A 23,608-nucleotide genomic window follows, 5' to 3' on the forward strand; every position below is an offset into this window, starting at 1 on the left:
CTTCTCCGACTTGGGACTCGCCGTGGTGGACACCCTGCGAAACGTCGCAGAAGACCATGGCGCCGAGGCCGCCACCGTCGCCCTCGCCCGGCTGCGCTCCCGCTCCGGGAGTGCGGCAGCCGTCGCCGGTGGCCGGATCGAGGCACAGGTGCCGGCGCTGATGGCCTCAGCCGAGCTGACCCTCACGCCGCAGGAGATCGCCACGCTCGACGATCATCCGTTCCCCTGGTCGCGTCCGGGCGCGGTGTCCGATGCGGTCAGGTCCAGGAAGCCGCCGCGCAGGAAGATCAGCGGGGGATCGGTGGCACGCAGTTCCAGCGACTCGACTCGGCCTACCACCTGGTAGTGATCGCCGATGAGGTCGACCTTGAACCTCGTGCATTCCATGGTGACGATCGCCTCGTCCAGGAGGGGCAGGCCGCGAGCCGACAGGTGCCAGTCCACGTCGAGGAAGCGGTCCTCGCTGCGCCGGGAGAACGCCTTGCACAGCTCGCCGTGACCGTGGCCGAGGACGTTGACACCGAAGTGGCTCGCCTCGTACAGGCGCGGCCAGGTCTTGGAGGACCGGTCGACGAAGAAGGCGATGAGGGGCGGGTCCAGCGACACCGAGGTGAAAGAGCCGACGGTCATCCCGACGGGACCGGACCTGGCGCTCGCGGTGACCACCGCCACACTGGTAGGGACATGCCCGAGAGCACGCCGGTAGTCCACGGGGTTGTCGGTGGCGGCAGGGCTGCCTTGCTGCGCGGTGAGGGCAGGTGTGTTCTCCATGGTCGCTGTCCTCACAGGGCGATCGTCGGTTCTTCGTTGCCCAGCAGCAGTCGGCCGTAGGCCTCCCTGCCGATCTCGGGGGTGACGAGGGCATGTCGGGCGGCGGTCTCGGAGTCCCGCCAGATGCGGTTCAGCACGTTGACCTCGGCGAAGGAACCGGCGCCGTTGGCGGTCAGCAGTGTGCGGATCGCGTCTGTGACCAGTTCGGCCACCACGCCGGTGTCATTGCGGATCCGGGCGCGGGTCTCCAGGTCGGGCAGCCGGCGCTCGTCGGCGGCCCGGTCGAGGTCGAGGCATATGCGGCTCAGTGTCAGCTCGGCCAGGTGCAGCCTGGTGGCCGCGTGGGCGACGCCGATCTGGTGGGTGGGGGAGAGCCTGGCCTCCTGGTAGCTGGTGTAGGCCACTGGCTTGAGGGGGAGCTTGGCCCGGGTGATCTCCAGCGCGTGCCGGCCCAGACCGATCTGCGGTGCGACGAGAATGGCGGCGGCGACCGCGTTGAAGGACATCGACGCCATGCGCTCATCGGTGTGCGGCGTGAGATAGCGCCCTTCGAACATGTCCTTGACCGGCTGAATCCGGTGATCGGGCACGAAGTGGTCTTCGATCACGATGGTGTCGCTGCCTGTGCCCTGCATCCCGGCGACGAACCAGGTCGGCTCGATCGTCCAGGCCTCCGCCGGGATCAGCGCCAGCGCCAGCTCGCCGCCCTCGATGGGTATGCCCAGAGACCCCCAGTCGGCGGTGAAGGAACCCGAGGCGTACGGCCAGCGGCCACTGACCCGGTAGCCGCCGTCAACCCGCTCCGCCTTGCTGCCGGGGGAGAAGACGCCGCATACCTTCGCTTTGGCGTTAGTACCGAAGATGTCCTCCTGAGCCTGGGCGGAGGAAGTCGAGGCGAAGCCCGTGCCGACGGTCATCAGCGCGGCGATCCACCCTGTCGAGCCGTCACCACGGGCCACCTCCGCCACGGCCTCGACCGCGGTGCGCAGCGTCGCCCCCTGGCCGCCGTACCGGTGGGGCACGAGCAGACGGAAGACGTCCGCGTCCTCCAGCGCCTTGATCACCTCGGGGGCCACCCGACGCGCCTCGGAACCTTGTGTGGCGTATTCACGGATCACCGGGACCAGGCCGGTGGCGCGGCCCACCAGTTCGGCGTCAGGCGTTTCGAGCTGCGGCACTGCGGCGCTGGACGACATTGTCATGGTGCCTCTCCCAGAGAGCGACGTGGGCCGATGAAGGTCATGACCGACGTAACGGAGTGATGTCAGCCAGCATGCGTATCCGTTTCGGGGGGCGTAAAGACCAGGGACTCCACCCGAAGTTCGGGCCTGTGATGCATCAGACGCATGACGCCGCTCCCGCGCGCCTGGGTACCGAACCCGGCGTGACCTCGACGCCGACCAGCTGGAGGCGATCGCCGTCTCAGGCAGGGTCCGGCTCGTGCGGCCGTCGCGTGCGGCAGGCATGACGGCCAAGGGAACGCCTGTTGCCCTGGACGACGCCTGCCGACACCTCCGCAGGGCGGGCGCAGGACCACATCGACGCCGGGGCCCGTCCGGGCACGACGAGCGAGGAGTCGGCCGAGCTGAAGCGGCTCAAGAAGGAGAACGCCGAGCTGATACGGAGCCCGGAAGACCTGGCGGCACCTCAACCGCCGGGACGTCTATGTGGCCCGCTGCACCGTCGAACGCCTGATGCGTGAACTGGGCATCACCGGGGCGGTCCGCGGCAAGAAGGTGATCACCACCATCACCGACCCGAGCGCGGAACGGGCCCCGGACCTCATGGACCGCAGCTTCGTCGCCCCCGCCCCGAACCGGTGCTGGGTCGCCGACTTCACCCACGTCGCCACGTTTGCCGGCGTTGTCTACGTGGCCTTCGTCGTGGACACCTTCTCCCGCCGCATCGTCGGCTGGTCGGCAGCCACATCGAAGGAGACCCGGCTTCACGAGATCGTCTGGCGCGGGTGTTCTCGCGGGTTCTGGAGGGTGAGTCCGCCGTCGACGGCGACCTCGCCTGAGGTGCGCTGCCGCCGGGCGGCTCACTCACCGCCGAACAGGTACCGCACCGCTGTCTGGGTGAGGTGTCGCACGAAGGCGTCGGTGTCGGCGGCGGGAGTGGCGAATTCCGGGCCATAGCCGACCCGCATCATGAGCGAGGCGAAGACCGTGCTGAAGCAGAGGCGTACGGCGGTTTCGGGATCGGGGTGTGTGATCTCGTGCGCGGCGCCGAGCACCACGGCGGTGAACCGGTCCGCCATCTGCGCGGTGTAGGTACTGGCCCGGCGGTAGACCTCCGAGTGAGCTCCGCTGAGCAGCACCATCGGTTTGAGGAACGCCGCGTGGCGCTCGAAGATCCCGGCGAATTCGGTGACGGCCTCGGCCACCAGCGTGCGCGCGTCGAGGCCGGCCCAGCGCTCGTCGCGGTCGAAAACCTCCTCGTCCGCGCGGATACGGCTGAGACCGTGCTCGTAGACGGCCAGGAAGAGGGCCTCCTTGCTGGTCGTACGGTCGTAGATGGCCCGTGGTGCGACCTTGGCGCGCTCGCAGACAGCCGCGATGGTGAAAGCCTCGTACCCGCCCTCCTCGATGATCGCGGCGCCCGCCTCGAGGATCCGGGTCCATGCCTGCCGGGTCCGTTCCTGCAGCGGCGGACGTATCGCAAGCTCGCTGTTCCTGTCCATGGCTGTCACGCCGCCATTCTCCCCGTGAATCGCCGGCATCCGGCTTGCCGATACGCCGTGGAATGCACGCCGCCGCCATTGACAGAGCCCCACCGCGAGTCGGATGCTTCCCGCTAATCGTAGTGCACACTACGGTTTCTTCTGGGGTCGCGAGAACCACGGGGTGCCTCGGCGGGCCGCAGACGCAACAACACTCAAAGGAGAGTCCGCCGTGACGCATGCGACCTTGCCTGTGCCCACCTCCGACGTCGACCTGTTCGCCGACGAGGTGTTGCACGACCCGTACCCGGCTCTCCGCCGGCTCCGGGAAGCCGGCCCCGCGGTACGGCTGACCACCTACGACGCGTGGGTCCTTCCCCGCTACGACCACGTCCGCGCGGCCCTGGCCGACCACGAACGGTTCTCGTCCGCCCAGGGTGTGGCCTACGAGGACCAGTTCAACGCCCAGATGAAGGGAAGCGTGCTGGCCAGCGACCCGCCGGACCACACCCGGCTTCGGGCGGTGCTGTCCGACAAGCTTGCCCCCAAGGCCCTGGCCAAGCTCCGCACCCGGATTGCCGACCTCGCGGACGGCCTGGTCGCCGACGCCGTGGCCAAGGGCGATTTCGACGCCGTGGCGGATCTTGCCGCGGTGTTCCCGGTGACCGTGGTCGCCGACCTGATCGGGCTCACCGAGGAAGCCAGGGGCCCGCTGCTGTCGTTCGCGGACGCGGCGTTCAACACCTTCGGCCCGTTCAATGCCCGCGCCCAGGCATCCCTTCCTTTTGTCGGTCAGATGTTCGAGTATTTGAACACGGTGATGGTGCCGGAGAACCTCCGCCCTGACGGCTGGGCCGCCGCCGTCTACCAGGCCGCGGACCGGGGAGACATCGAGTCGGCCTCCGTGGTGCCCCTGTTGTCCGCGTACGTGGTCGCGAGCATGGACACCACCATCAACGGCATCGGCAACACCATCCTCGTCTTCGCCCGGCATCCCGAGGCATACCAGGAGGTGCGCGCGGAACCGGCGCTCCTCGGACCCGCGTTCGAAGAGTCACTGCGGCTGGAGTCCCCCGCACAGGGCTTCTTCCGGCGCACCACCCAGCCGGTGGACATCGAGGGCATCACCATCCCCGCCGACGCCAAAGTCCTGCTGTCCTGGGCCTCGGCCAACCGGGACGAACGCAAGTGGGAGCGCCCCGAGGAGTTCCTCGTCCGCCGCAACCCGGTCGACCACGTCGGCTTCGGCTACGGCGTCCACGGCTGCGCCGGCCAGGGGCTGGCCCGTATGGAGGCACAGGCGATGCTCGGCGCGCTGGTGCGGCGCGCATCGTCGATCGAACTCGCGGGCGAGCCGGTCCGCAAGCTCAACAACGTGATCAGGGGCCTGGCCTCGCTCCCCGTCACGGTACGCGCGGAAGGGAAGTGAGATGTCGAGGATCGTGGTGGACTTCGACCGTTGCGAGGGCCACGGACTGTGTGAGCAGACCGCGCCCGACGTGTTCCGGCTCGATGACGAGGGCGAACTGCACCTGACCCACGAGGAGGTGGCTGCGGAGCGCGAGAGCGCCGTCGCCGCCGCAGTGCGGGTCTGCCCCGTCGCGGCCCTGAAGGTCCAGTCGTGAAGCGGATCGTCGTGGTCGGCGGGTCCATTGCCGCGCTGATGGCAGCGGAGAGCCTGCGGACGGAGGGGTTCGACGGACAGGTGACCGTCCTTTCCGATGAGCTTCACCAGCCCTACTCGCGGGTCCCGCTGTCCAAGAGTGTCCTCGCCGGCCGGGAACCCGTGGGATCGGCCCTGCTTCCTCCTCCGGGCGAGGGCATCGAGTTCCGCACCGGGGCACGGGCCGTACAACTGGACGCTTTCGGCCGTGTGGTGACGCTGGCCGACGGCACGCAGGTGCCGTACGACGGGCTGGTCGTCGCGACCGGTGCCAGGGCCCGTCGCCTGACCGGCCGCGACGATCTGGCGCTGCGCACCCTCGATGACGCCTCGGCCCTCGCTTCCCGGCTTGCCGTCGCCCGGAGCGCGGTCGTGCTGGGTGGCGGCTTCCTCGGCATGGAGATCGCCACGACCTGCCGCGCCCTGGGTGTGGACGTCACAGTGGTCGACCTCGCCCCACCGTTGCTCAGGCTCCTCGGACCATGGCTGGCCGATCTCGCCGTCGCGGCCGCGCGGGATCACGGCATACGTGTCCGGGTCGCGCCGGACGGCGTCGACGTCCTGGGCGAACACCGTGTGCGCTGTGGCAAGCAGGTCCTCGAAGCCGACGTGATCGTGTGCGCGGTGGGAGACATACCGAACACCGACTGGCTGAAGGACTCCGGCCTGCCACTGGACGCCGCCGGCGGCCTCATCGCCGACACGTGCTGCCGCGTCGCTCCCGGCGTGGTCGCCGCCGGGGACGTCGTGTCCCGGCAGGGACGCCGGACTCCGCACTGGACCAACGCGGTCGAGCAGGGCCGGGCGGCTGCGGCCGGCCTGCTGCACGGGGATTCGGCCCGGCCCTACCGACCGGACCCGTATTTCTGGACCGAGCAGTCCGGACTCGACATCAAGATCAGCGGCGAGCTGCCGCTCACCGGGACCCCCGAAGTCCTGGCCGGCTCGGTGGACGACCGCAGTGCGCTGCTGAGGTGGCGGAACGACGCAGGCACTGCCACAGCCGTCGCCGTCAATCACCGCCTCCCCGTCATCAAACTCAAGCGGCTCGGCGCCGGAGTGCCCGCCGCTCGCCCGACCCGGCCGCGCCCCGTGTTCGGACACACCTCCTGATTCGTCTACCCGCCGGATCACCACCGTCGTGTTCTTGATCTGCGGGAGCGGCTGATCATCGCTCCAGCCGCTGACCGTCGCTCACCGCACCACCGCACCACCGCACCACCGCAGCGACGTCAGCCCCGGGCTCTACCCACCCGGGTACTTCAGCCGGTGGTCCGTACGCCTTTCCAGTCGTAGCAGGAGAACGATGTATCGCCCAACGCGCACAGGGAACAGCGCTGCACCGTCGGCTGCGGTGCTCGGGCAGCTGCGGGCTGCGCGTGGTGGAGATCGGCCGGGCAACCCGGCGACCGGTCAGTGCGGGGGAACGAGCCGTCGCTGTCTTTCGGTGAGCGGCTGGGGCTGATGCCGGGAGACTTTGGCGAGCAGGCGGGCGAGGGTGAGTTCCTCGTCGGGGGTCAGGTGCTCCAGCCAGCTCTTCTGGCGATGCACGGTCCACCAGTGCAGGAACTCGTCGATGACGGTCTTGCCCTGCTCGGTGAGGGCGATGACGAGCATGCGTCCGTCGTCGGGCTGGGGCGTCCGGGTGAGCAGGCCGGCCCGTTCCAGGGTGTGCAGTGCCGATGTGACGCTCGCGGTGGAGATGCTCAGCAGATCGGCGAGTCTGCGCGGGGACATCGGACCCTCGTACTTGAGCGTGGTCATCAGCCGGAAGCCGGCGAAGGTCAGCCCGGCGGGGCGGGCGAAGTTGGTTTCGATGTCGCGTTCGATCTTCTTCGCGACCCGCACCAGGTTGAAACCCACCGACGTGGATGCCAGGTGCGGATCGACGTCGGGCAGGTCGAAGCCGGAGGCGGCTGCCAGACGCTCGCCGTGGCGCTGCGCGGCCGGATCTTGTGTCACGGGCACCACTCTGCCTTCCTCACCAGCACCCTCACAAGAGACTCACACTTCATTTCCTGCCCGCCAGTGTCTTGACATATCGGTTTCGGGAGCCTTCTACTGCACTTCAAGTCGCTAGAAGTCTAGCAATCTCCCGGAGGCCTTCCATGACAGCGTCGTCCACGCCCTCCCCCAGCCGCACGGGCATGCGGTTCCCCGACCAGCCGGTGTACTCGGGCTGGTCGACCCCCTCGCGCATCGAGGCCGACATCTTCGAGATCGAGGCCGACGGGGATATCCCCCGCGACTTGGGCGGCCGCTACTACCAGATCGCTCCCGACCCGGCCTTCCCCAACCGCACCGGCGACGACCTCCCCTTCAACGGCGACGGCATGTTGCGCATGTTCACCTTCGCCGACGGCCACGTCGACTTCCGCAGCCGCTATGTGCAGACCGACAAGCTGAAGCTGGAACGCGCCGCCCGCCGTTCGCTGTTCGGCGCCTACCGCAACCCCTACACCGACCATGTCACCGTGGCGGGCAAGAACCGCGGGGCGGCGAACACCAGCGTCACCTTCCACGCCGGGAAGCTCCTGGTCCTGAAGGAGGACGCCCGTCCCACGCGGATCGACACCGACTCCCTGGAGACCTACGGGGAATGGGACTTCGGCGGTGGGGTCAGCAGCCCGACCTTCACCGCCCATCCCCGCGTCGACCCCGTGACAGGTGAGATGTTCGCCTTCGGATACGAGGCGAAGGGCCTGGCCAGCCGGGACATCGCGTACTACGTCCTCGACGCCCACGGCAAGGTCCTGCACGAGGTGTGGTTGGTGGCCCCGTACACCAGCATGATCCACGACTTCGTCGTCACCCAGGACTATGTGATCTTCCCGGTGATGCCCACCACCGCCGACCTCGACCGGCTCAAGGCGTGCGGACCGCACTGGCAGTGGGACCCGTCCAAGGAAACCTGCCTCGGAGTGATGCCCCGCTACGGCGCCGCGGACCAGATCCGCTGGTACCGCGGCCCGGCCCGGTTCGCCTACCACTTTTTCAACGCCTACAACGAAGGCACCGTGATCCACATCGACGGCTGTGTCGCAGAGGCTCAGCCGGCCCCGTTCCTGTATCCCGACACGCTCGTGTATGACGTCACCAAGGGGGTATCCAGGATCACCCGCTGGACGGCCGACTACGCGGCCGACGACGGCAAGGGCTTCGAAGAGCAGGTACTCCAGCCGGAGTTCGCCGAATTCCCGCTCATCGACGACCGGGTGGAAACGGGTCGGCACCGCATCGGGTTCACGGGGGCGCGTGTCATCGGTGACGAGCACAAGAACGCTGACGGCATACAGGCCCTCAACACGATCATCCGCTATGACTTCGACAAGCAGCAGGCCACCGGCCAGTACGTCCTGCCCGAACACTTCACCTTCCAGGAGCCGGTGTTCGTGCCCCGCAGCGACGACGCCCCCGAGGGCGACGGCTATCTCCTGGCCCTGGCCAACAACTGGACCACGATGCTGAACGACCTGCTCATCCTCGACACCGCCGATCTGGCCGCCGGTCCTGTGGCCACTCTCCACCTACCCCTCCGCCTGCGCAGCGGCATCCACGGGACCTGGGTCCCCGAGCACCTCGTCCAGGCCGGCTGACCTCCAGCAGGAGGCACCAACGCGAGCTGACAGCCAGGTTTGTCGTCCGCGTACGTCCGGAGCGGCCGTCGGCCGGTGTTCACGGCCGCGTCCCGGACACCTCATGCGCCCCGGCAGGACGGCGCAACCGTCTCTGTGCGGTCCAGGACCCGGCCGCATCCGAGCACTACCTGCGGGGCCGCTTGCGCACATGTGAGGAGCCGGTTCCGCGTTCTTGGCCGTGCATTTCAATCCCGCGTGACGGGCCGGTCGGCAGGACGCCGACCGCTACGGGTGCGCCGGCGGTGGCGGCCCGCCCTGATCCACGGGGAAGCCGGGGAAGTTCTCGACCTCGGTCGTCGTGGTGAGGGCGCCGCCGGCGAAGATCGCGCCGCCGAAGACGAGCGGCCTGAGTTCGGCGAGGGCGGTGTAGAGGGCGGCGGTGTATACGGCCGGACCGGAGCCGATGATGACCACGTCCCGCACGCCGTCGGCGGTCGTACCGCTCACGTCTCCTGCTTGGCGTCGATCTCGGCGAGCAGGGCCTCGATGCGGGTCTTGATCTCGTCGCGGATCGGGCGGACGGACTCGACGCCCTTGCCGGCCGGGTCCTCGAGGGCCCAGTCGAGGTACTTCTTGCCGGGGAAGATGGGGCAGGCGTCGCCGCAGCCCATGGTGATGACGTAGTCGGATGCCTGGACGGCCTCGGTGGTGAGGATCTTCGGCTTGGCGCCGGCGATGTCGACGCCGACTTCCTTCATCGCTTCGACGGCGGCCGGGTTGACCTGGTCGCCCGGGAGGGAGCCGGCGGAGCGGACCTCGATCCGGTCGCCCGCGAGGTGGGTGAGGAATCCGGCGGCCATCTGCGAACGGCCCGCGTTGTGGACGCAGACGAAGAGCACGGAGGCGAGCGGGGCGGTGGACATGGGTTCTTCCTTCAGGATCAGCGGGCGGTTCAGGCGGGAAGGGAGGACAGAAGTTCGGTGATGTGGGCGTCGATCGCGTCGCGGATGGCGCGGACTACGGCTAGCTCGGCGCCGTCGGGGTCGGCGACGGGCCAGTCCAGGTAGCGGCGGCCGGGCACGATCGGGCAGGCGTCGCCGCAGCCCATGGTGATGACGATGTCGGCAGCCCGCACGATCTCATCGGTCAGCGGCTTGGGAAACGCCCCGGCGGCGTCGGCACCGGCCTCGGTGAGGACCTGCTCGATGAACGGCTCCACCTCAGGGGCGGGGTGTGTGCCGGCCGAAGAGACGGTGACCCGGCCTACGGCGCGGTGCGTGAGGAGGGCGGCGGCGAGTTGGGAGCGGCCCGCGTTGTGGCTGCAGACGAACAGCACGCGCGGCAGCCCGCTGCCGGGGGCGCCCTGGACGTGGGCGAGAGCGTCCAGGCGTTCCGCGGTGAAGCGTTCGGCCAGCACGACCAGGTGCGTGCGCACTTGCGCGGTGGCGGCCAGCAGGCTGTAGGAGTCGGTGAGCAGTGCCTGGACGGTCTCGGCGGAGAAGCGGCCGGCGTGCCGGGTGGCGAGGCGGGCGACTCCGGCGGCCAGGCGCTGGTCGGGCAGGAGGGGTAGAGCGGAGGCGGACACGGGAACTCCTTCGACGCGCCCAACAAGTCATCCCACGCTGGTATCAGCGCGAGGTGATGTGACAGTATCAGGGCATGCTGACTTCAGTCGATCCTGATGTGATCCGGGTGTTGGGTGATCCGCTCCGCCTGAAGATCGTGACCCTGCTGGCGCGCGAGACGCTCTGCATGACGCATTTGGTGGAGGAGACCGGAGCCAGGCAGACCAACCTGTCCAACCACATGAAGGTGCTGCGCGAGGCCGGGATCGTGGAGACCGAGCCCTGCGGCCGGTTCACCTACTTCAAGCTCAGGTCCGAGGTCCTGGCCGGGCTGTCGGAGCAGTTCGCCGCGCTGGCCGCCTCCGCCCGTACCGCTGCCGAGAACAAGAGGGCCTGCCCATGACCCCCGCCGAAGCCGCCGCGACCGCGGAGTCCGCGAGACCCGCCGCCGAACCCGGCTCCGTCGCGCCCGCGCCCGGTGCCACCCCGCCGCGCAGGCCGCTGGTCGCCCGTGCCGCCGCCGAACTCATAGGCACGGCGCTGCTGGTGGCGGTCGTGGTCGGTTCCGGCATCCAGGCCACCGAACTGACCAAGGACGTCGGCCTGCAGCTGCTGGCCAACTCCACGGCCACCGTCTTCGGCCTCGGCATCCTCATCCTGCTGCTCGGCCCGGTCTCCGGCGCGCACTTCAACCCGGTCGTCACCCTGGCCGAGTGGTGGACGGCGCGCCGCGGGGGCGCCGGGGTCACCCTGCGCGAGGTGGCGGTGTACGTGCCCGCGCAGATCGTCGGCGCGATCGCGGGCGCGATCCTGGCGGACGCGATGTTCGGCAGGCCGCTGGTGGAGTGGTCCACGCACGACCGCTCCGCCGGGCACCTGCTGCTCGGTGAAGTCGTCGCGACGGCCGGTCTGATCCTGCTGATCTTCGGCCTGGCCCGAGCCGACCGATTGCAGTACGCGCCTGTGGCCGTCGCCTCCTACATCGGCGCCGCGTACTGGTTCACCTCCTCCACGTCGTTCGCCAACCCGGCGGTGACCATCGGCCGCGCCTTCACCGACACCTTCGCGGGCATCGCGCCCGGCTCGCTCCTGGGCTTCATCGGCATGCAAATCATCGGCGGCGTAGTCGGACTGGCCCTGGTGGCCCTCATCTTCATGCCCCCACGACCGGCCGAATGAGCTCCAGCACGCAGGTGGTGGTGATCGGCGGCGGCCAGGCCGGACTCGCCGCCGGCTACCACCTGCGCCGCCTGGGCGTGGACTTCGTCGTCCTGGACGCCCAGTCCACGCCGGGCGGCGCCTGGCAGCACACCTGGGCCTCCCTGCACCTGTTCTCCCCGGCCGCCTACTCCTCCCTGCCCGGCCGCCTCATGCCGCTCCAGCCCGGCGAGACCTTCCCGGACGCCGGGCACGTGGTGGCCTACCTCGCCGACTACGAGAAGCGCTATGAGCTGCCGATCCAGAGAGGCGTCCGGGCTGAGGCCGTACACCGGGACGGTCCGCTGCTGCGTGTCGAGACCGACTCCGGTATGTGGCGGGCGCGGGCGGTGATCAGCGCCACCGGGACCTGGTCGCGGCCCTTTCTCCCCGCCGTTTCCGGCGCCAGGGCGTTCACCGGCCGCCAGCTGCACACCGTCGGCTACCGCCGCCCGGCCGACTTCGCCGGCCGGCGCGTCGTCGTGGTCGGCGGCGGCAACTCCGGCGCGCAGATCGCCGCCGACCTCGCCCTCAACGGGGCGGAGCCGATGTGGGTCACGCAGCGCCCACCGCGTTACCTCGCCGACGACATCGACGGCCGGGTGCTGTTCGACGTCGCCACCGCCCGCCGCCGCGCCCTGGACGCGGGCCGCACCGATACCGGCGGCGTTGCCTCACTCGGGGACATCGTCGCCGTTCCTCCTGTACGCGCCGCCCGCGATGCCGGTCTGCTGCAGCCGCGGCCGATGTTCACCCGGCTCACCGAGAGGGGCATCGAATGGGCCGACGGCTCACGCGCTGACGCGGACGCCGTCATCTGGTGCACCGGCTTTCGCCCGGCGCTGTCCCACCTGAACCCGCTGGGCCTTCGGCAGGCACGGGGCCACATCCTGACCGAGGGCACGCGCGCCGTGCACGAGCCGCGTCTGCACCTGCTCGGCTACGGCGACTGGACCGGACCGGCCTCCGCCACGCTGATCGGGGTGGGCCGCCCCGCCCGCGACGCGGCACGCCGGATCACCGAACTGCTGTAGGTCCCGCTCCGCTCCCGAAGGCCAGGTCCGCCCCGCCGCCGAGGTCAGGCTGTGACCGCCGTGGTCAGCAGCTTGCCCATGGCGGCGAGCACGGACGGCTCGACGCGGTAGTAGACCCAGGTGCCGCGCCGCTCGGAGGTGAGCAGGCCGGCTTCTTTGAGCTTTTTCAGGTGGTGGGAGACGGTCGGCTGCGAGACGCCGACGTCGGAGATGTCGCACACGCACGCCTCGCCGCCCTCGTGCGAGGCGACCGCGGAGAACAGACGCAGTCGGACGGGGTCACCGAGCGCCTTGAACATCCGGGCGGCCGTCTCCGCCTCCTGGGCGGTGAACGGTCGCTCGGTGAGCGGCGGGCAGCACGGCGCCGCGCTCTGGTCGGCGGGCTCGAGCAGCGGCAGCACCTTGGCATTCGACATGCGCCTATGTTGACATACGTCGAACCAGTGGGGCGAGGGTCGCGGCTGGCCCCGACTGTCCGCCGCCGATCACCGTGACGTCGACATGCCCCATACAGACCGATGAATTCGATGTATGTCTATGTTGACGGACATCGAATCAGGTGTAATGCTGGCCGCGCAAGCCATCGACAGACGTCGAAACACGCAAGGAGTCGCCGTGAACGCGCCCGCCCCAACCGAGCTGCCCGTCGTCGTCATCGGAGCCGGACCGGCCGGTCTGGCCGCCGCCGCCCATCTGACCGAACGCGGCATCGACCCCTTGGTCCTGGAGGCCGGAGCAGCCGCAGGCGCCGCAGTGCGCGAGTGGTCGCACGTGCGCCTGTTCTCGACCTGGGGTGAACTCACCGACCCGGCGGCCGAGAAGCTGCTCGCCCCGACCGGCTGGACCAAGCCGGACGCGACCACGTATCCCACCGGCGGCGACTGGGCCGAGCAGTACCTCCAGCCGCTTGCCGACGTCCTCGGAGAGCGAGTGCGCTTCGGCGCCACCGTCACCGGCGTCTCCCGGGCCGGACGCGACCGGATCGTCGACGCCGACCGCGAGAGTCAGCCCTTCGTCGTCCACGTCACCTACGCCGACGGCCAGGAGGAGCGCCTGTTCGCCCGCGCGGTCATCGACGCCTCCGGCACCTGGACCACCCCCGGCCCGGCCGGCGCCAGCGGCCTGCCCGCGCTCGGCGAGCGCGCGGCCGCCGACCGCATCACCTACCGCGTCCCCGACCTCAAGGACCCGGCCGTACGCGCCCGGTACGCAGGCAAACGCACCGCCGTCATCGGCTCCGGCGCCTCCGCCTTCACCGCGCTGGCCACCCTCGCCGACGTCGCCAAGGACGAACCGGGCACCCGCGCTGTGTGGATCCTGCGCCGCGGCCTCTCCGGCTCCACGTTCGGCGGCGGCGAAGCCGACCAGCTGCCCGCCCGCGGCGCCCTCGGGCTCGCGGCGAAGACGGCTGTCGGCAGCGGATACGCGGACGCGGTCACCGGCTTCCGGACCGAAGCGATCGAACGCGACGGCGAGGGCCGCCTGGTGCTGGCCGGTGAGGACGGCCGCCGCCTGAACCCGGTCGATGAGGTCATCGTGCTCACTGGCCTCCGCCCCGACCTGTCCTTCCTGTCCGAACTCCGCCTCGGCCTGGACGAACGGCTCCAGGCACCCACCGAACTGGCGCCGCTGATCGACCCCAACCAGCACTCCTGCGGCACCGTCTACCCGCACGGCCACCGCGAGCTGTCCCACCCCGAACAGGGCGTGTACCTGGTCGGCATGAAGTCCTACGGCCGCGCCCCGACCTTCCTCGCCATGACCGGCTACGAGCAGGTCCGCTCCGTCACCGCCGCCATCGCAGGCGACCTCGAGTCCGCCGACCGCGTCGAACTCACCCTCCCCGAGACCGGAGTGTGCGGCGGCGCCGGACTGTTCGACGACCCGGCCGCCGGGCAGGCCGACGGCGGCGGCTGCTGCGCGCCCGCGCCCGCGCCCGCGCTTGTGCAGATCGGCGTCGGCGCGCCCGCCGCCACCGTGGCCGAGGAAGCGCCGACGGGCGGCTGCGGCGGCTCGTGACCACTCTCGATACCCCTGGGCGCGGGGCCGCGACCGGATCGGGGGACCGGTCGCCGCCCCGCGCCGTCCTGCCCGCTCTGTGCGCCACTCAGATCACGAGCTGGGGCATCGTCTACTACGCGTTCCCGGTGTTGAACCCGCAGATCACCTCCGCTACGGGATGGCCGGCCGGAGCGACGATGGCCGCCTTCTCCCTCGGCCTGGTCGTCTCCGCACTCGCCGGAATCCGCGTAGGCCGGATCCTGGACCATCGCGGCCCGCGCGCGGTGATGACCGCTGGATCCGTCCTCGGCACCGTGAGCCTGCTGATCGTGGCCACCGCCCAGAACCTGCTGGTGTTCTTCACCGGCTGGGCCCTCGCCGGCCTCGCGATGGCAGCGACCTTCTACCAACCCGCCTTCGCCGCACTGACCCGCTGGTGGGCCCCGAACCACGTCCGCGCGCTGACCATCGTCACCCTCGCCGGCGGCCTCGCCTCCACCGTCTTCGCACCGCTGACCGCCCTGCTCGCCGACCACCTGTCCTGGCGCGCCACCTATCTCGTGCTCGCGGCGATCCTCGCCGTCATCACGGTTCCTGCCCATGCCCTGGCGCTGAACGCTCCTTGGCCAACGGCCACGCCCTCGCCGCAGCACACCCATGTCCAAGCCGCAGCGGTGGCACGAAGCCGGCCCTTCTGGGTGCTCGCGGCAGTGTTCACCCTGTCAGCGTTCGCCATGTACGCCGTCGTCGTCGCCCTGGTTCCGCTCCTGCTCGAACGCGGCTACTCCACCGCGCAGGCCGCGTGGGTACTCGGCATCGGCGGCGCCGGACAAACTCTCGGCCGCACCCTGTACGCCACCCTCGCCCGCCGCACCACCGCCACGGCCCGCACGACCAGTCTCATCGCCCTCGGTGGATTGACCACCGCCGCCTTCGCCGCCGTCCCTGGCCCGTACGCCCTGCTCATCGCCGTGTCGGTCATGGCCGGCCTGGTCCGCGGCAACCTCACCCTCCTTCAGGCCACCGCCATCACCGACCGCTGGGGCACAGCCCACTACGGCCGTCTCTCCGGACTCCTCGCCGCACCCGCCCACACAGCGGCAGCACTCGCGCCGTTCGCCGGCGCTGCCCTGGCCGTCCCTCTCGGCGGCTACGGACCGCTGTTCTTCCTCCTGGCCACCATCTCCGTCGCCGCCGCGCTCATCGCACCGTGGACAGCTACCGGCGCCGTACGCCACCGATTCCCCCGGCTGTGACAACCGCAGCATCCCCTGCAGGCGCACCCGGCGGCTTCGACGACTTCCTGGTAGGGCCCTGCGCGGCCCGGCCGCGCAGGGCCGGGCCGGTATCGAAACGGCACCACAGCGTCAGTAGATGATGATCACCTCCCCATCGCCGCCGTCTGCACCGGCGCCACCGCTCTGGCCGGCGTCGCCGGCCAGACCGAAGTGTCCGCCGCTTCCCCCGGTGCCGCCGTTTCCGCCGGCGCCTCCGGCCCCGGCCGAGCCCACGGCCGTGCTCCCGCCCGACCCGCCTGACCCGCCGTAACCTCCGGACTCGCCCACCCATTCGCTGCCGTCGTGTCCCGGGGCGCCGCCGGCCGCATTGCCTCCCGCGTGGCCTTGATAGAACGCCAGGCCCCGGCCGACACACATGGCGCCGGTCGAGGCTCCGCCGGTCCCGCCGCTCGATACGAAGCCGGCGCTTCCGCCACCACCGGGAGCGCCGTTCTCGAACACACCGGCGTTCCCGCCTGTGCCCCCGCCCCCGCCGCCCCCGTCGCTACCGCCCATCCCACCGCCGGCCTCGGTCACGATTCTCGATTCCGCGGAGACGAAGCTGGCGTCGCCGGCCGCTCCGGCCCCACCGATCGCTCCGCCACCGCCGTTCCCGCCGCCGGACGGGATCGCCCCCGTGTTCCCCTCGGCACCGCCGCCTCCGCCGCCGGTCCCGCGTCCGCCCGCCCCGCCGGCCCCGACCTGCACGGTAAGCACCTGCCCCGGGGTCACTTGAACCTGACACTTCGTCCAGCCACCCGCACCCCCGCCCCCGCCGCCGCTTCCGCCCGCGCCGCCCCCGCCACCGCCTCCCTTGATGTTCAGAACGAGCGACGACGCGCCGCCCCCACCGCCGCCTCCTCCTCCGCCAGCGGCGCCGGCTCCGCCGCCGCCCGCCCCCGCCGCGATGACCGAGATCTGCGTGACACCATCGGGTACCGTCCACGCGGCCTGCCCGGGCGTGGAGAAGTCGGCCCTGCCCTGGACGGCGGCCGACGCCGGCGATGCCACCACGGCACCGGCCACGAGGAACCCGGCGGCCACGACGGCCGACAAAGCCCGGGCACGGCGCCCGGTCCACGGCGCCCCTGTTGCCGGGCGTGTACGGAAGTGACTCACTGACAGCTCCCATCAGGAATAAGGCTTGATCGATACCGACTTGTGGCTCTGTCCGGCGATCACCTGCCAGCCCGGAAACGCGCCGCACGGCGCGTTGCACCCCGGACCTCCAGGCAATCGATCAACACGACTGCCGAATCACGTTCTCGCCGGCCTGCAGAGCGACCAGGACTGTCTGTCCGTCCGCCTCGCCCTCGCAGCCATGACGGAAACAGTAGCTTTGCTCACCGAGCGTGAGGCATGTGCTGCTGGCAAACCCATCCTTCGAGTGGACAGGGAGCACAGCCGGTTCAGAAACCGGCACTCACGGGGGCGCGACCTGTTGGCCGCTCAGCCCGCCGCGGGCTGCACAGGCTCCCCCTGGCGCAGGCAGCACACGGCGACCGGCGGCGCTCACCGACCTGCGCAACGATCTGGGAAACCCACGCCTGGCAGTCCGATGAGCACGAGCACGACAGGGCGACACCGATGCGTGCGGAAGGCGGAGCCGGCGCCCACGCCGTACGCGTCGGGCTGCGCGCGGCCAGCCCCGAGGTCTCCCACGGGCGGCTCGCCCGGTCGCAGCGCGGGGTGCCGCGATCCTGGACTTGCCGAAATCGCGTCCCAGCAGACCATCACGCAGTACAAGTACGCCCACACCGCCCCGTACGGCGGCGCCGGCCTCCCAGGCGGCCGCGTGGCCTGCCTGTTCCTCGGTGATGCGAAGGTCCAGGCAAGCGTGGAGGTCTCCAAGGACCAACTCCCCGAGCAGGGGAACTTCATCCACGCGATCAGCGGGAAGCGAGTATCGGTGACCAGGCCGGGCCGACCTGATCAGGCCTTATCAACAGGTCAAGTCCCTGCTGGAGTCCGACGGCGGTCTTGGCCGTCATGTCCGGCGCGGCCGCCTCGAACAGGTCGGCTAGAGGACGCTTCCTGACAGCTCTCCCGGAGCACGCCCTGTTGACGGGTGCTTGAACAGTTGCTCCGGACCGCGCGCCTACACGTACCGGGTGGGTGGCGCAGGATGTCCGTGGCGATCTCCGGCAATGACCTACCGGTGCGGAAGGCCTGGGCACGCATGAGTGCGAGGGCGTCCTCAGGGTGATCCGCCGTCGGGCTGCCAGGGCTGCGGCGGCACTCGAGGTGTCGAACCCGTGGGCACGGACCACCTGCTCCGCCTCCCAGGCCGCAGCGTCGTTCCCGGTGAGCAGCATCTCGCGGGTGGGCGTGAGGGGTCGTCGTCAGGGCTGCTGGTTCGCCTGCTTCTGGGCGGCCTGCAGATCGGTGAGCAGTTCGGCCTGCCCGGCCAGCACCCCGGAGAGGATGGTGCGCGCGACCCTCAGGAGTTCGGCGATGTGCGCGCTGGTCAGCGAGTAGTACACGGTGGAGCCCTCCTTGCGGGTCACCACCAGGTTCGCCCGCCGCAGCACAGCGAGTTGCTGTGAGAGGTTGGCTGGCTCGATGCCCACCTCCGGCAGCATCTCCGCGACCGCGTGTTCCCGCTCGCTGAGCAGTTCCAGGACCCGGATGCGCGCCGGGTGGCCGAGCGTCTTGAAGAACTCTGCCTTCAGTTGATAGAGCGGCGTGCTCAACGTGCCGTCGCCTTCCCCATATAGCACCACGGCCGCACCGGCCGGCCCTCGGTGCATCGCATCCATCTGCTCATCAACAACATGGGTCCCATCCTCACGTACGTCGACGGCCACGCCGAATCCGCGCACGAGAACCGAGCCACCCAACCAGCGGTGACGATCTGACAATTGCTTGCATCGGTAAGTCCATAGGAGGCACGGGGAGGCTCGCGTGATCATGCGCCCGCGTCGTCTTCGCTCGGCCAGCCCGTCGTCCGCCACTCGTGGCGGCCCTGCGGCGGCTCGCCGTGGCATGCGCTGTGTGCGGCGAGCGCGTCGGCCAGGCCGCGATGCACAGGGATGAACGGGCAGGCCCCGGCGAGCACGAGGGGGTCGTCCGCTGGGGTCGCGGCCAGTTCCAGACTACGGCCCGCTGCGGCGAGACGGCGCGCGGACTCGATGATCGCCTCCTGTCCCTCGGCCGACCAGCTGCGCAGTCCGGTCAAGTCGGCGATGATCGGACCACTCCCACGTCCTACGGCCCAGCCGATGGCACCGATGAAGCGGTGGGCGGCGTCCGGGCCCAGGTGGCCGGAGACGGAGAGGATGCCGACGTCCTGCTCGACGGTGTAGCGCCACTCGATGGTCATCGTCGTCAACTTCCTTGCTCGGTCGGCCTGTCGATTCACAGGGGGAGGGTGATCCAGATGCTCTTGCCCTTGAGGTCGGCGTCGCCCCGGACGACCGCGGTGCCACCCAGACCGAGGGTGAGCTCCATGACGGTGGCCAGGCCACCAGTGCCATCGGTGACGGGGTCGTACAACGGCGGCTGGTAGGGGTGGCGGTCGTGCACGGCGAAGGCCAGACAGTCCACGCCTGCCGCGTAGACGACGGTCAGCTGCGGGGAGAGGACGGCGGCGTGCCGGACGCTGTTGGTGACCAGCTCGCTCAGGATCAGCAAGGCCGGTCCGACGGCGGGGTGGCGCAGGTCTATGCCCCACTCCGCGAGGGCCTGCTCGGCGGTCTCCCGAGCCGTTCGGACCGCGGACGGCATGGTCGCCAGGGTCAGCACGTGCCGGTGGGGCAGGGCTTCGATCTGGGTGCTCATCCGACGGTCTTCTCCGCTTCCTCGCTGACGGGCCGGGACGTCCGGGCGGGCAGCGACCGCATGACGCCGGTGCGCTCCAGGTGGGTGCGGGCGCCCTGGATCGCCTCGGGCGTGGTGGCGTACTCGCGTCCCTCCGGGCGCAGGACTTCCAGCGTGCCGACGGAGTCCAGGACCTGGCGTTGGCCGGGGCGTATCCCGGAGGTCATGACGACGATGCCGCGCCGGTTCAGCTTCTCCACCACGTCCTTCAGGACGAGGGCGCCGGTGGCGTCGATGGTCGTCACACGGGACATACGCAGGATGATCACGCGTACGTCGGCGACCTCGGTCAGTTCCAGCAGGAAGCGGTGGCCGGCGGCGAAGAACAGCGGCCCGTCGATCCGGTACGCCACGATGTGCTCGGCCAGCAGCGCATGCTCCTCGGCGCTGTGGTCACCACGGTCGAGGGGGACCTCTTCGAGGCGGGCCTGTTCGGCGACCGCGCGCAGGGCGAGGGCGCCCGCGGCGACGAGGCCGATGATCACGGCGTACACCAGGTCGAGGGCGAGCGTCGCGACGGCGGTGAGGACGAGGATCAGCGCATCGGCACGGGTGGCCTTCGCCATCGCTCTCAGTGAGCCGACCTCGATCATGCGGATCGCGGTGGCCAGCAGCACGCCGGCCAGTGCCGCGAGCGGGATCCTGGAGACGAGGGGCGCGGCCGCGAAGACGATCACGGCGAGAACCACGGCGTGGACGAGGGAGGCCAGCCGGGAACTCGCGCCGGTACGGACGTTGACCGCGGTGCGCGCGATCGCGCCGGTCGCGGGCACGCCTCCGAACAGCGGGGCCGCGATGTTGGCCAGTCCCTGGCCGAACAACTCCCGGTCCGGATCGTGTTTCTGACCGACCGTCATGCCGTCGGCGACCGAGGCGGACAGCAGTGACTCCAGGGCTGCCAGCGCTGCTACCGCGACCGCCGGGGCGAGCAGCGAGCCGAGCGCGCCCGGATCGAGGAAGGACAGCGAGGGCACGGACAGACCGGACGGCAGGTCACCGATCGGCTTGACCGCGTCCAGGCCGGCCACCTGGCTCACGAGGGTGGCCGCTATCACCGCGAGGATGGAGAAGGGGATCGTGGGCCGCCGACGGGCGCCGACCAGCATCACGGCGGCTACCGCCAGGGCGAAGGCGACGGTGGTCCAGTTCGGGTTCTTCGCGAACTCCGCCAGCGCGTTCCAGGTCACCACGAGAACCCGGTCGCCCTCGGGCTTGGGCACGCCCAGGGCGTTCGGGATCTGCTGCAGTGCGATGACACAGGCGATACCGAGAGTGAAGCCCTCCACGACCGGCGCGGGCACGTACTGCATGTACTTGCCGGTCCGCAGCACCGCCAGCGCCACGAGCATGACGCCGGCCATCAGCCCGACGGTCAGCACCCCGCCCGGCCCGTGCTCGGCGACGATCGGCACCAGCACCACCGTCATCGCACCGGTCGGCCCGGACACCTGCAGGTTCGATCCGCCGAACACCGCGGCGAGCGCACCGGCGACCACCGCGGTCGCCAGCCCCGCCTCCGCGCCGAGCCCGGAGGAGACGCCGAATCCGAGCGCGAGCGGCAGCGCGACGATCGCCACGGTGAGGCCGGCCAGCAGGTCCCGGCGCGGATCCCGGCGCATCTCCGCGAGATCACTACGGTCGGGCAGCAACGCGGTGAGCCGAGCCCCGACCCGGCCGAAGGAGATCCTCATCGCGCGGCGACCTCGGCATCCCGCAGCAGCTCGGCCGGAAGCTCGTTCCGCCCGGCCGACGCCCTCGTCCGGATCCGACGCGCCGCCCCCGTCAGGTCGGTGATGTCCCCGCTCGTGAGCGCGTTGACCGCCGTCGGTCCCTCGCGCCGGGAGGTGACGACGCCAGAGCGTCGCAGCACCACCAACTGCTGCGACAGGCTGGAGGGCCCCACCTCGATCGCGGCCGGCAGCTCCCGTGCGGGCATCGGCCCGTCCTGGAGCAGTTCGAGCACGCGTGCCCGTACGGGATGCCCCAGCATCCGGAAGAACTCGGCCCTGGCCTGGTACAGCGGAACGGACACAACCCCTCGACTTCCCCGACAGTGCCCCACCACGGAGGCCGCGAAGGCTCTGTCTCGCGGTTATCTACGAGAACAGCAAACTTAGCATCTAACCAATTGCGAAATTTTGCAATTACGCATCTCGGGAGATGAGTCGTCAGCCCCTACGACTCCACAGGTTCGACCTCAGTAACCCGTCCCGGGCGCCGTGGGCCGGACGGGCCGGCACGGCGTCCCGGAAGATCCCGGCGAGCAGCCAGGTGCGCTGGTCCTCGAGACTCGTACCCGAGGAGAAGTGGTGCACCGGGCGGCCAAGCCGTTGCGGCCCGGGCCGCAATGCGTGGGTCACGTCCGACTCGGCGGCCGGGCGGCTGCCCCGGGTGACGCCGAGTTCCGCGCCGTTGAGCCAGACCCGCGCGCAGGACCGAACCGGCTCACCTTCACCGCCGAGGAGCTCCCGGGCCGCTCGGCTGTCTTCGGGAGTCCGGTCGTGTCCACGATGTGTTCCCTGTCGGCTGACGCAAGCGGCCTGGGACGCATGAACTGGCGGTGATGCCGCGGTTCGGCTGTCGGCGAGAGGCGAGGCGCGAGAGGCGAGTGGCGAGTGGCCTTGTCCGGTCACCCTGCCAGCGGGACCGCCGACACCGGGTCGTGCCTACGCGGACCCGCCCGGCGCGGCTACGCGTGACCGAGCGGTGCGTCGCGTTCGTCGTGGATGGGGTCTGTCGGGGCTTTGCTGCGGTGGAAGTCGCGGCAACGCTGCGCTGTGCCGAAGCCGCCGTAGTGGTGACCGCCGTACCGCGGCGCGCTGACGGTGTCGCTGGCGGCGGTGGTGTCGGCGTCGAGTTCGGCTCGGCAGGGGCTCAGAGCAGCAGGGAGCCATGGTGTCCGGGCTGATCGGTTCGGTGGTGTTCTCTCCGCCGCTGGTCTCGGGCGCGGGGAGGCAGCCGTCGATGCCCTTGTGGCACCAGGGCGGCTCGGATCCCGGTGGGTGGGCGCAGCATCGCACCGGGGGTTCGCTCGCCCGCTACCGGGCCGCGATGGACGGCCAGGCCGCCGGGCGGATGGTGCCGAGCCTCCCGTGCATCGACGGCATCCCGGGTCGACGGCGGTCTGCGGGTGCGGCTGACGACCGCTCGCGTGGTGCTGGAGGTCGGCGAGGAGGCGGTGACGCTCTCCGCCGCCTGGAGCATATGAATCACCGATCACGGTTTTCCTGAGGCGAGGTTCACATCTGGGCGGCCTGGCTCTCCAGGTGTGCGTGCACTTTGCGCGACGGCGGGCCCGGGGGTTCAGTCGCCCTGCTGGGCGCCGAGGAGGTAGGAGACGACCGCCGTCTGAAGGTGGCTGCGCAGTTCGCTCCAGGGCAGCGGGCGGTCGGACTCCAGGAATTCGCCCTGCGTGACGCGGTGCGCGATCGAGGCGTAGATCAGGCGGTAGGCGAAGTCGAGCGCGGCCTCGGGGTCCGGATGTGCGATGGGGGTGTGGCGCAGTGTATCGGCGAAGTGGCGGTTGCCCTCGACGCTGACGCGGGAACCCTCGGTCCGTACCGCTTCCTGCCGGGTGCCGAGCAGCAGGAAGACGCGCAACAGAGCTTCATGCGCCTGGAAGGAGTCGGTGAGCGCGCCGACCGCCTCGGCGATCGCCACGGCCGGATCGCGCAGGATGCGCAGCCGCTCCGCCGACATGCGTTCCGCGATCTCGGCCTGGAGGTTTTCGGTGAAGGCGTGCTGGATGGCCAGCAGGAGCCCTTCCTTGTCGCCGAACCGGCGGTAGATGCTGCCGACCGCCATACCGGCCCGCTCGGCGACCGCGGCCACGGTCAGCGCGTCCACTCCACCTTCTTCGAGCAGTGCGTACCCGGCCCGCATGAGGTCCTGCTGGGAACGGCGACTGCTTTCCCGGAGGGCGGCGGGCCTGCGGGCGGGGGACTCGGTCATCTGCGCAGTTTATCGACCGGAGTCTTGACGTCCACGTTGCCTTCGTGTGAATCTCGATTCACGCGAACTGTGAATCCTGATTCACGCAAG

Annotated in this window: 25 protein-coding genes and 2 pseudogenes; 11 read left to right on the plus strand and 16 right to left on the minus strand. The window is 70.4% G+C overall.

Going from position 1 to position 23,608, the window contains the following annotated elements:
* Positions 1 to 213 precede the first annotated feature (213 nt).
* Positions 214 to 771: a flavin reductase family protein gene (locus STRBO_RS0122715; RefSeq protein WP_020114812.1), complete on the minus strand. Its 558-nt coding sequence runs from the start codon at positions 769 to 771 to the stop codon at positions 214 to 216.
* An 11-nt stretch (positions 772 to 782) separates the two neighbouring features.
* Positions 783 to 1,973 (minus strand): acyl-CoA dehydrogenase family protein, encoded by a 1,191-nt coding sequence (locus STRBO_RS0122720; RefSeq protein WP_028796804.1) that lies wholly within the window; start codon positions 1,971 to 1,973, stop codon positions 783 to 785.
* Positions 1,974 to 2,402: 429 nt separating this feature from the next.
* On the opposite strand from STRBO_RS0122720, the pseudogene STRBO_RS45995 reads away from it, so the two are divergent.
* Together STRBO_RS45995 and STRBO_RS46000 are read left to right on the plus strand one after the other, a co-directional pair.
* A pseudogene (locus STRBO_RS45995) lies at positions 2,403 to 2,495 on the plus strand (IS3 family transposase); the annotation flags it as partial.
* Positions 2,481 to 2,909: a DDE-type integrase/transposase/recombinase gene (locus STRBO_RS46000; RefSeq protein WP_483414625.1), complete on the plus strand. Its 429-nt coding sequence runs from the start codon at positions 2,481 to 2,483 to the stop codon at positions 2,907 to 2,909. The pseudogene STRBO_RS45995 and the gene STRBO_RS46000, both read left to right, overlap by 15 nt.
* Here the strand turns inward: STRBO_RS46000 and STRBO_RS0122730 are convergent.
* On the minus strand, positions 2,813 to 3,454 hold the full coding sequence (locus STRBO_RS0122730) for a TetR/AcrR family transcriptional regulator (RefSeq protein WP_005473412.1): 642 nt from the start codon (positions 3,452 to 3,454) through the stop codon (positions 2,813 to 2,815). The two genes, STRBO_RS46000 and STRBO_RS0122730, sit on opposite strands and share 97 nt — an antisense overlap.
* A 211-nt stretch (positions 3,455 to 3,665) precedes the next feature.
* Between STRBO_RS0122730 and STRBO_RS0122735 the strand changes: the two genes are divergently transcribed.
* Genes STRBO_RS0122735 through STRBO_RS0122745 form a run of 3 tightly spaced genes read left to right on the plus strand, consistent with a single transcriptional unit; the run spans position 3,666 to position 6,209 of the window.
* Positions 3,666 to 4,862, plus strand: a complete 1,197-nt coding sequence (locus STRBO_RS0122735) for a cytochrome P450 (protein WP_037627491.1) — start codon at positions 3,666 to 3,668, stop codon at positions 4,860 to 4,862.
* 1 nt (position 4,863) lies between these two features.
* Positions 4,864 to 5,058: a ferredoxin gene (locus STRBO_RS0122740; protein WP_005473408.1), complete on the plus strand. Its 195-nt coding sequence runs from the start codon at positions 4,864 to 4,866 to the stop codon at positions 5,056 to 5,058.
* Complete coding sequence (locus STRBO_RS0122745) at positions 5,055 to 6,209, plus strand: NAD(P)/FAD-dependent oxidoreductase (RefSeq protein WP_005473407.1); 1,155 nt, start codon at positions 5,055 to 5,057, stop codon at positions 6,207 to 6,209. The genes STRBO_RS0122740 and STRBO_RS0122745 overlap by 4 nt, the downstream gene beginning before the upstream one ends.
* A 300-nt stretch (positions 6,210 to 6,509) precedes the next feature.
* On the opposite strand, the gene STRBO_RS0122750 is transcribed toward STRBO_RS0122745, so the two are convergent.
* The gene (locus tag STRBO_RS0122750; RefSeq protein WP_245170601.1) at positions 6,510 to 7,058 is read right to left on the minus strand and encodes a MarR family winged helix-turn-helix transcriptional regulator; all 549 of its coding nucleotides are present in this window, start codon (positions 7,056 to 7,058) and stop codon (positions 6,510 to 6,512) included.
* A 146-nt stretch (positions 7,059 to 7,204) separates the two neighbouring features.
* Between STRBO_RS0122750 and STRBO_RS0122755 the strand changes: the two genes are divergently transcribed.
* Positions 7,205 to 8,692 (plus strand): carotenoid oxygenase family protein, encoded by a 1,488-nt coding sequence (locus tag STRBO_RS0122755; protein WP_005473405.1) that lies wholly within the window; start codon positions 7,205 to 7,207, stop codon positions 8,690 to 8,692.
* 288 nt (positions 8,693 to 8,980) lie between these two features.
* On the opposite strand, the pseudogene STRBO_RS0122760 reads toward STRBO_RS0122755, so the two are convergent.
* The 3 genes and pseudogenes from STRBO_RS0122760 to STRBO_RS0122770 all read right to left on the minus strand — a co-directional run.
* A pseudogene (locus STRBO_RS0122760) lies at positions 8,981 to 9,181 on the minus strand (thioredoxin reductase); the annotation flags it as partial.
* A complete protein-coding gene (locus tag STRBO_RS0122765; RefSeq protein WP_005473403.1) occupies positions 9,178 to 9,597 on the minus strand; it encodes an arsenate reductase ArsC in 420 nt (139 codons plus the stop codon). The gene STRBO_RS0122765 and the pseudogene STRBO_RS0122760, both read right to left, overlap by 4 nt.
* 29 nt (positions 9,598 to 9,626) lie before the next feature.
* Positions 9,627 to 10,259 carry an arsenate reductase ArsC gene (locus STRBO_RS0122770; protein WP_005473401.1) on the minus strand — a complete coding sequence of 211 codons (633 nt, stop codon included), beginning with the start codon at positions 10,257 to 10,259 and terminating at the stop codon, positions 9,627 to 9,629.
* A gap of 74 nt (positions 10,260 to 10,333) precedes the next feature.
* On the opposite strand from STRBO_RS0122770, the gene STRBO_RS0122775 reads away from it, so the two are divergent.
* The 3 genes from STRBO_RS0122775 to STRBO_RS0122785 are packed head-to-tail and all read left to right on the plus strand — an operon-like array spanning position 10,334 to position 12,470.
* Complete coding sequence (locus tag STRBO_RS0122775) at positions 10,334 to 10,642, plus strand: ArsR/SmtB family transcription factor (protein WP_005473400.1); 309 nt, start codon at positions 10,334 to 10,336, stop codon at positions 10,640 to 10,642.
* On the plus strand, positions 10,639 to 11,418 hold the full coding sequence (locus STRBO_RS0122780) for an aquaporin (protein WP_005473398.1): 780 nt from the start codon (positions 10,639 to 10,641) through the stop codon (positions 11,416 to 11,418). The genes STRBO_RS0122775 and STRBO_RS0122780 overlap by 4 nt, the downstream gene beginning before the upstream one ends.
* Entirely contained in the window at positions 11,415 to 12,470 is a 1,056-nt protein-coding gene (locus STRBO_RS0122785; RefSeq protein ID WP_005473397.1) for an ArsO family NAD(P)H-dependent flavin-containing monooxygenase, read from the plus strand. Before STRBO_RS0122780 ends, STRBO_RS0122785 begins: the two co-directional genes overlap by 4 nt.
* A gap of 44 nt (positions 12,471 to 12,514) precedes the next feature.
* Here the strand turns inward: STRBO_RS0122785 and STRBO_RS0122790 are convergent, their stop codons facing one another.
* The gene (locus STRBO_RS0122790) at positions 12,515 to 12,886 is read right to left on the minus strand and encodes an ArsR/SmtB family transcription factor (protein WP_005473395.1); all 372 of its coding nucleotides are present in this window, start codon (positions 12,884 to 12,886) and stop codon (positions 12,515 to 12,517) included.
* Positions 12,887 to 13,085: 199 nt separating this feature from the next.
* On the opposite strand from STRBO_RS0122790, the gene STRBO_RS0122795 reads away from it, so the two are divergent.
* Together STRBO_RS0122795 and STRBO_RS0122800 are read left to right on the plus strand one after the other, a co-directional pair.
* Positions 13,086 to 14,489: an NAD(P)-binding domain-containing protein gene (locus tag STRBO_RS0122795; protein WP_005473392.1), complete on the plus strand. Its 1,404-nt coding sequence runs from the start codon at positions 13,086 to 13,088 to the stop codon at positions 14,487 to 14,489.
* On the plus strand, positions 14,486 to 15,727 hold the full coding sequence (locus tag STRBO_RS0122800) for an MFS transporter (protein ID WP_020114818.1): 1,242 nt from the start codon (positions 14,486 to 14,488) through the stop codon (positions 15,725 to 15,727). Before STRBO_RS0122795 ends, STRBO_RS0122800 begins: the two co-directional genes overlap by 4 nt.
* Positions 15,728 to 15,838: 111 nt before the next feature.
* Here the strand turns inward: STRBO_RS0122800 and STRBO_RS45475 are convergent, their stop codons facing one another.
* From STRBO_RS45475 to STRBO_RS0122835, 8 genes are all read right to left on the minus strand, one after another.
* Positions 15,839 to 16,210 carry a hypothetical protein gene (locus STRBO_RS45475; protein WP_158690930.1) on the minus strand — a complete coding sequence of 124 codons (372 nt, stop codon included), beginning with the start codon at positions 16,208 to 16,210 and terminating at the stop codon, positions 15,839 to 15,841.
* A 1,880-nt stretch (positions 16,211 to 18,090) separates the two neighbouring features.
* Positions 18,091 to 18,441 carry an ArsR/SmtB family transcription factor gene (locus STRBO_RS0122810; protein ID WP_020114819.1) on the minus strand — a complete coding sequence of 117 codons (351 nt, stop codon included), beginning with the start codon at positions 18,439 to 18,441 and terminating at the stop codon, positions 18,091 to 18,093.
* A gap of 215 nt (positions 18,442 to 18,656) precedes the next feature.
* Complete coding sequence (locus tag STRBO_RS0122815; RefSeq protein ID WP_020114820.1) at positions 18,657 to 19,070, minus strand: STAS domain-containing protein; 414 nt, start codon at positions 19,068 to 19,070, stop codon at positions 18,657 to 18,659.
* 35 nt (positions 19,071 to 19,105) lie between these two features.
* Positions 19,106 to 19,528, minus strand: a complete 423-nt coding sequence (locus tag STRBO_RS0122820; RefSeq protein WP_005473382.1) for an ATP-binding protein — start codon at positions 19,526 to 19,528, stop codon at positions 19,106 to 19,108.
* The gene (locus tag STRBO_RS0122825; RefSeq protein WP_005473381.1) at positions 19,525 to 21,258 is read right to left on the minus strand and encodes a SulP family inorganic anion transporter; all 1,734 of its coding nucleotides are present in this window, start codon (positions 21,256 to 21,258) and stop codon (positions 19,525 to 19,527) included. Before STRBO_RS0122825 ends, STRBO_RS0122820 begins: the two co-directional genes overlap by 4 nt.
* Complete coding sequence (locus tag STRBO_RS0122830; RefSeq protein ID WP_005473380.1) at positions 21,255 to 21,599, minus strand: ArsR/SmtB family transcription factor; 345 nt, start codon at positions 21,597 to 21,599, stop codon at positions 21,255 to 21,257. Before STRBO_RS0122830 ends, STRBO_RS0122825 begins: the two co-directional genes overlap by 4 nt.
* Positions 21,600 to 21,735: 136 nt before the next feature.
* Positions 21,736 to 22,200 carry a sugar-binding domain-containing protein gene (locus STRBO_RS41895; protein ID WP_078531337.1) on the minus strand — a complete coding sequence of 155 codons (465 nt, stop codon included), beginning with the start codon at positions 22,198 to 22,200 and terminating at the stop codon, positions 21,736 to 21,738.
* A 670-nt stretch (positions 22,201 to 22,870) separates the two neighbouring features.
* Entirely contained in the window at positions 22,871 to 23,518 is a 648-nt protein-coding gene (locus STRBO_RS0122835; protein WP_005473377.1) for a TetR/AcrR family transcriptional regulator, read from the minus strand.
* Positions 23,519 to 23,608: the final 90 nt, after the last annotated feature.

Source organism: Streptomyces bottropensis ATCC 25435 (genome assembly GCF_000383595.1).
Taxonomy (GTDB): domain Bacteria; phylum Actinomycetota; class Actinomycetes; order Streptomycetales; family Streptomycetaceae; genus Streptomyces; species Streptomyces bottropensis.

What these genes read in the sequence shown, in the direction of transcription:
- STRBO_RS0122715 (WP_020114812.1), bottom strand. Translation starts at nt 771, where the DNA reads ATGGAGAACACACCTGCCCTCACCGCGCAGCAAGGCAGCCCTGCCGCC.
- STRBO_RS0122720 (WP_028796804.1), bottom strand. Translation starts at nt 1,973, where the DNA reads ATGACAATGTCGTCCAGCGCCGCAGTGCCGCAGCTCGAAACGCCTGAC.
- STRBO_RS0122730 (WP_005473412.1), bottom strand. Translation starts at nt 3,454, where the DNA reads ATGGACAGGAACAGCGAGCTTGCGATACGTCCGCCGCTGCAGGAACGG.
- STRBO_RS0122740 (WP_005473408.1), top strand. Translation starts at nt 4,864, where the DNA reads ATGTCGAGGATCGTGGTGGACTTCGACCGTTGCGAGGGCCACGGACTG.
- STRBO_RS0122755 (WP_005473405.1), top strand. Translation starts at nt 7,205, where the DNA reads ATGACAGCGTCGTCCACGCCCTCCCCCAGCCGCACGGGCATGCGGTTC.
- STRBO_RS0122765 (WP_005473403.1), bottom strand. Translation starts at nt 9,597, where the DNA reads ATGTCCACCGCCCCGCTCGCCTCCGTGCTCTTCGTCTGCGTCCACAAC.
- STRBO_RS0122775 (WP_005473400.1), top strand. Translation starts at nt 10,334, where the DNA reads ATGCTGACTTCAGTCGATCCTGATGTGATCCGGGTGTTGGGTGATCCG.
- STRBO_RS0122780 (WP_005473398.1), top strand. Translation starts at nt 10,639, where the DNA reads ATGACCCCCGCCGAAGCCGCCGCGACCGCGGAGTCCGCGAGACCCGCC.
- STRBO_RS0122785 (WP_005473397.1), top strand. Translation starts at nt 11,415, where the DNA reads ATGAGCTCCAGCACGCAGGTGGTGGTGATCGGCGGCGGCCAGGCCGGA.
- STRBO_RS0122790 (WP_005473395.1), bottom strand. Translation starts at nt 12,886, where the DNA reads ATGTCGAATGCCAAGGTGCTGCCGCTGCTCGAGCCCGCCGACCAGAGC.
- STRBO_RS0122815 (WP_020114820.1), bottom strand. Translation starts at nt 19,070, where the DNA reads ATGACCATCGAGTGGCGCTACACCGTCGAGCAGGACGTCGGCATCCTC.
- STRBO_RS0122820 (WP_005473382.1), bottom strand. Translation starts at nt 19,528, where the DNA reads ATGAGCACCCAGATCGAAGCCCTGCCCCACCGGCACGTGCTGACCCTG.
- STRBO_RS0122825 (WP_005473381.1), bottom strand. Translation starts at nt 21,258, where the DNA reads ATGAGGATCTCCTTCGGCCGGGTCGGGGCTCGGCTCACCGCGTTGCTG.
- STRBO_RS0122835 (WP_005473377.1), bottom strand. Translation starts at nt 23,518, where the DNA reads ATGACCGAGTCCCCCGCCCGCAGGCCCGCCGCCCTCCGGGAAAGCAGT.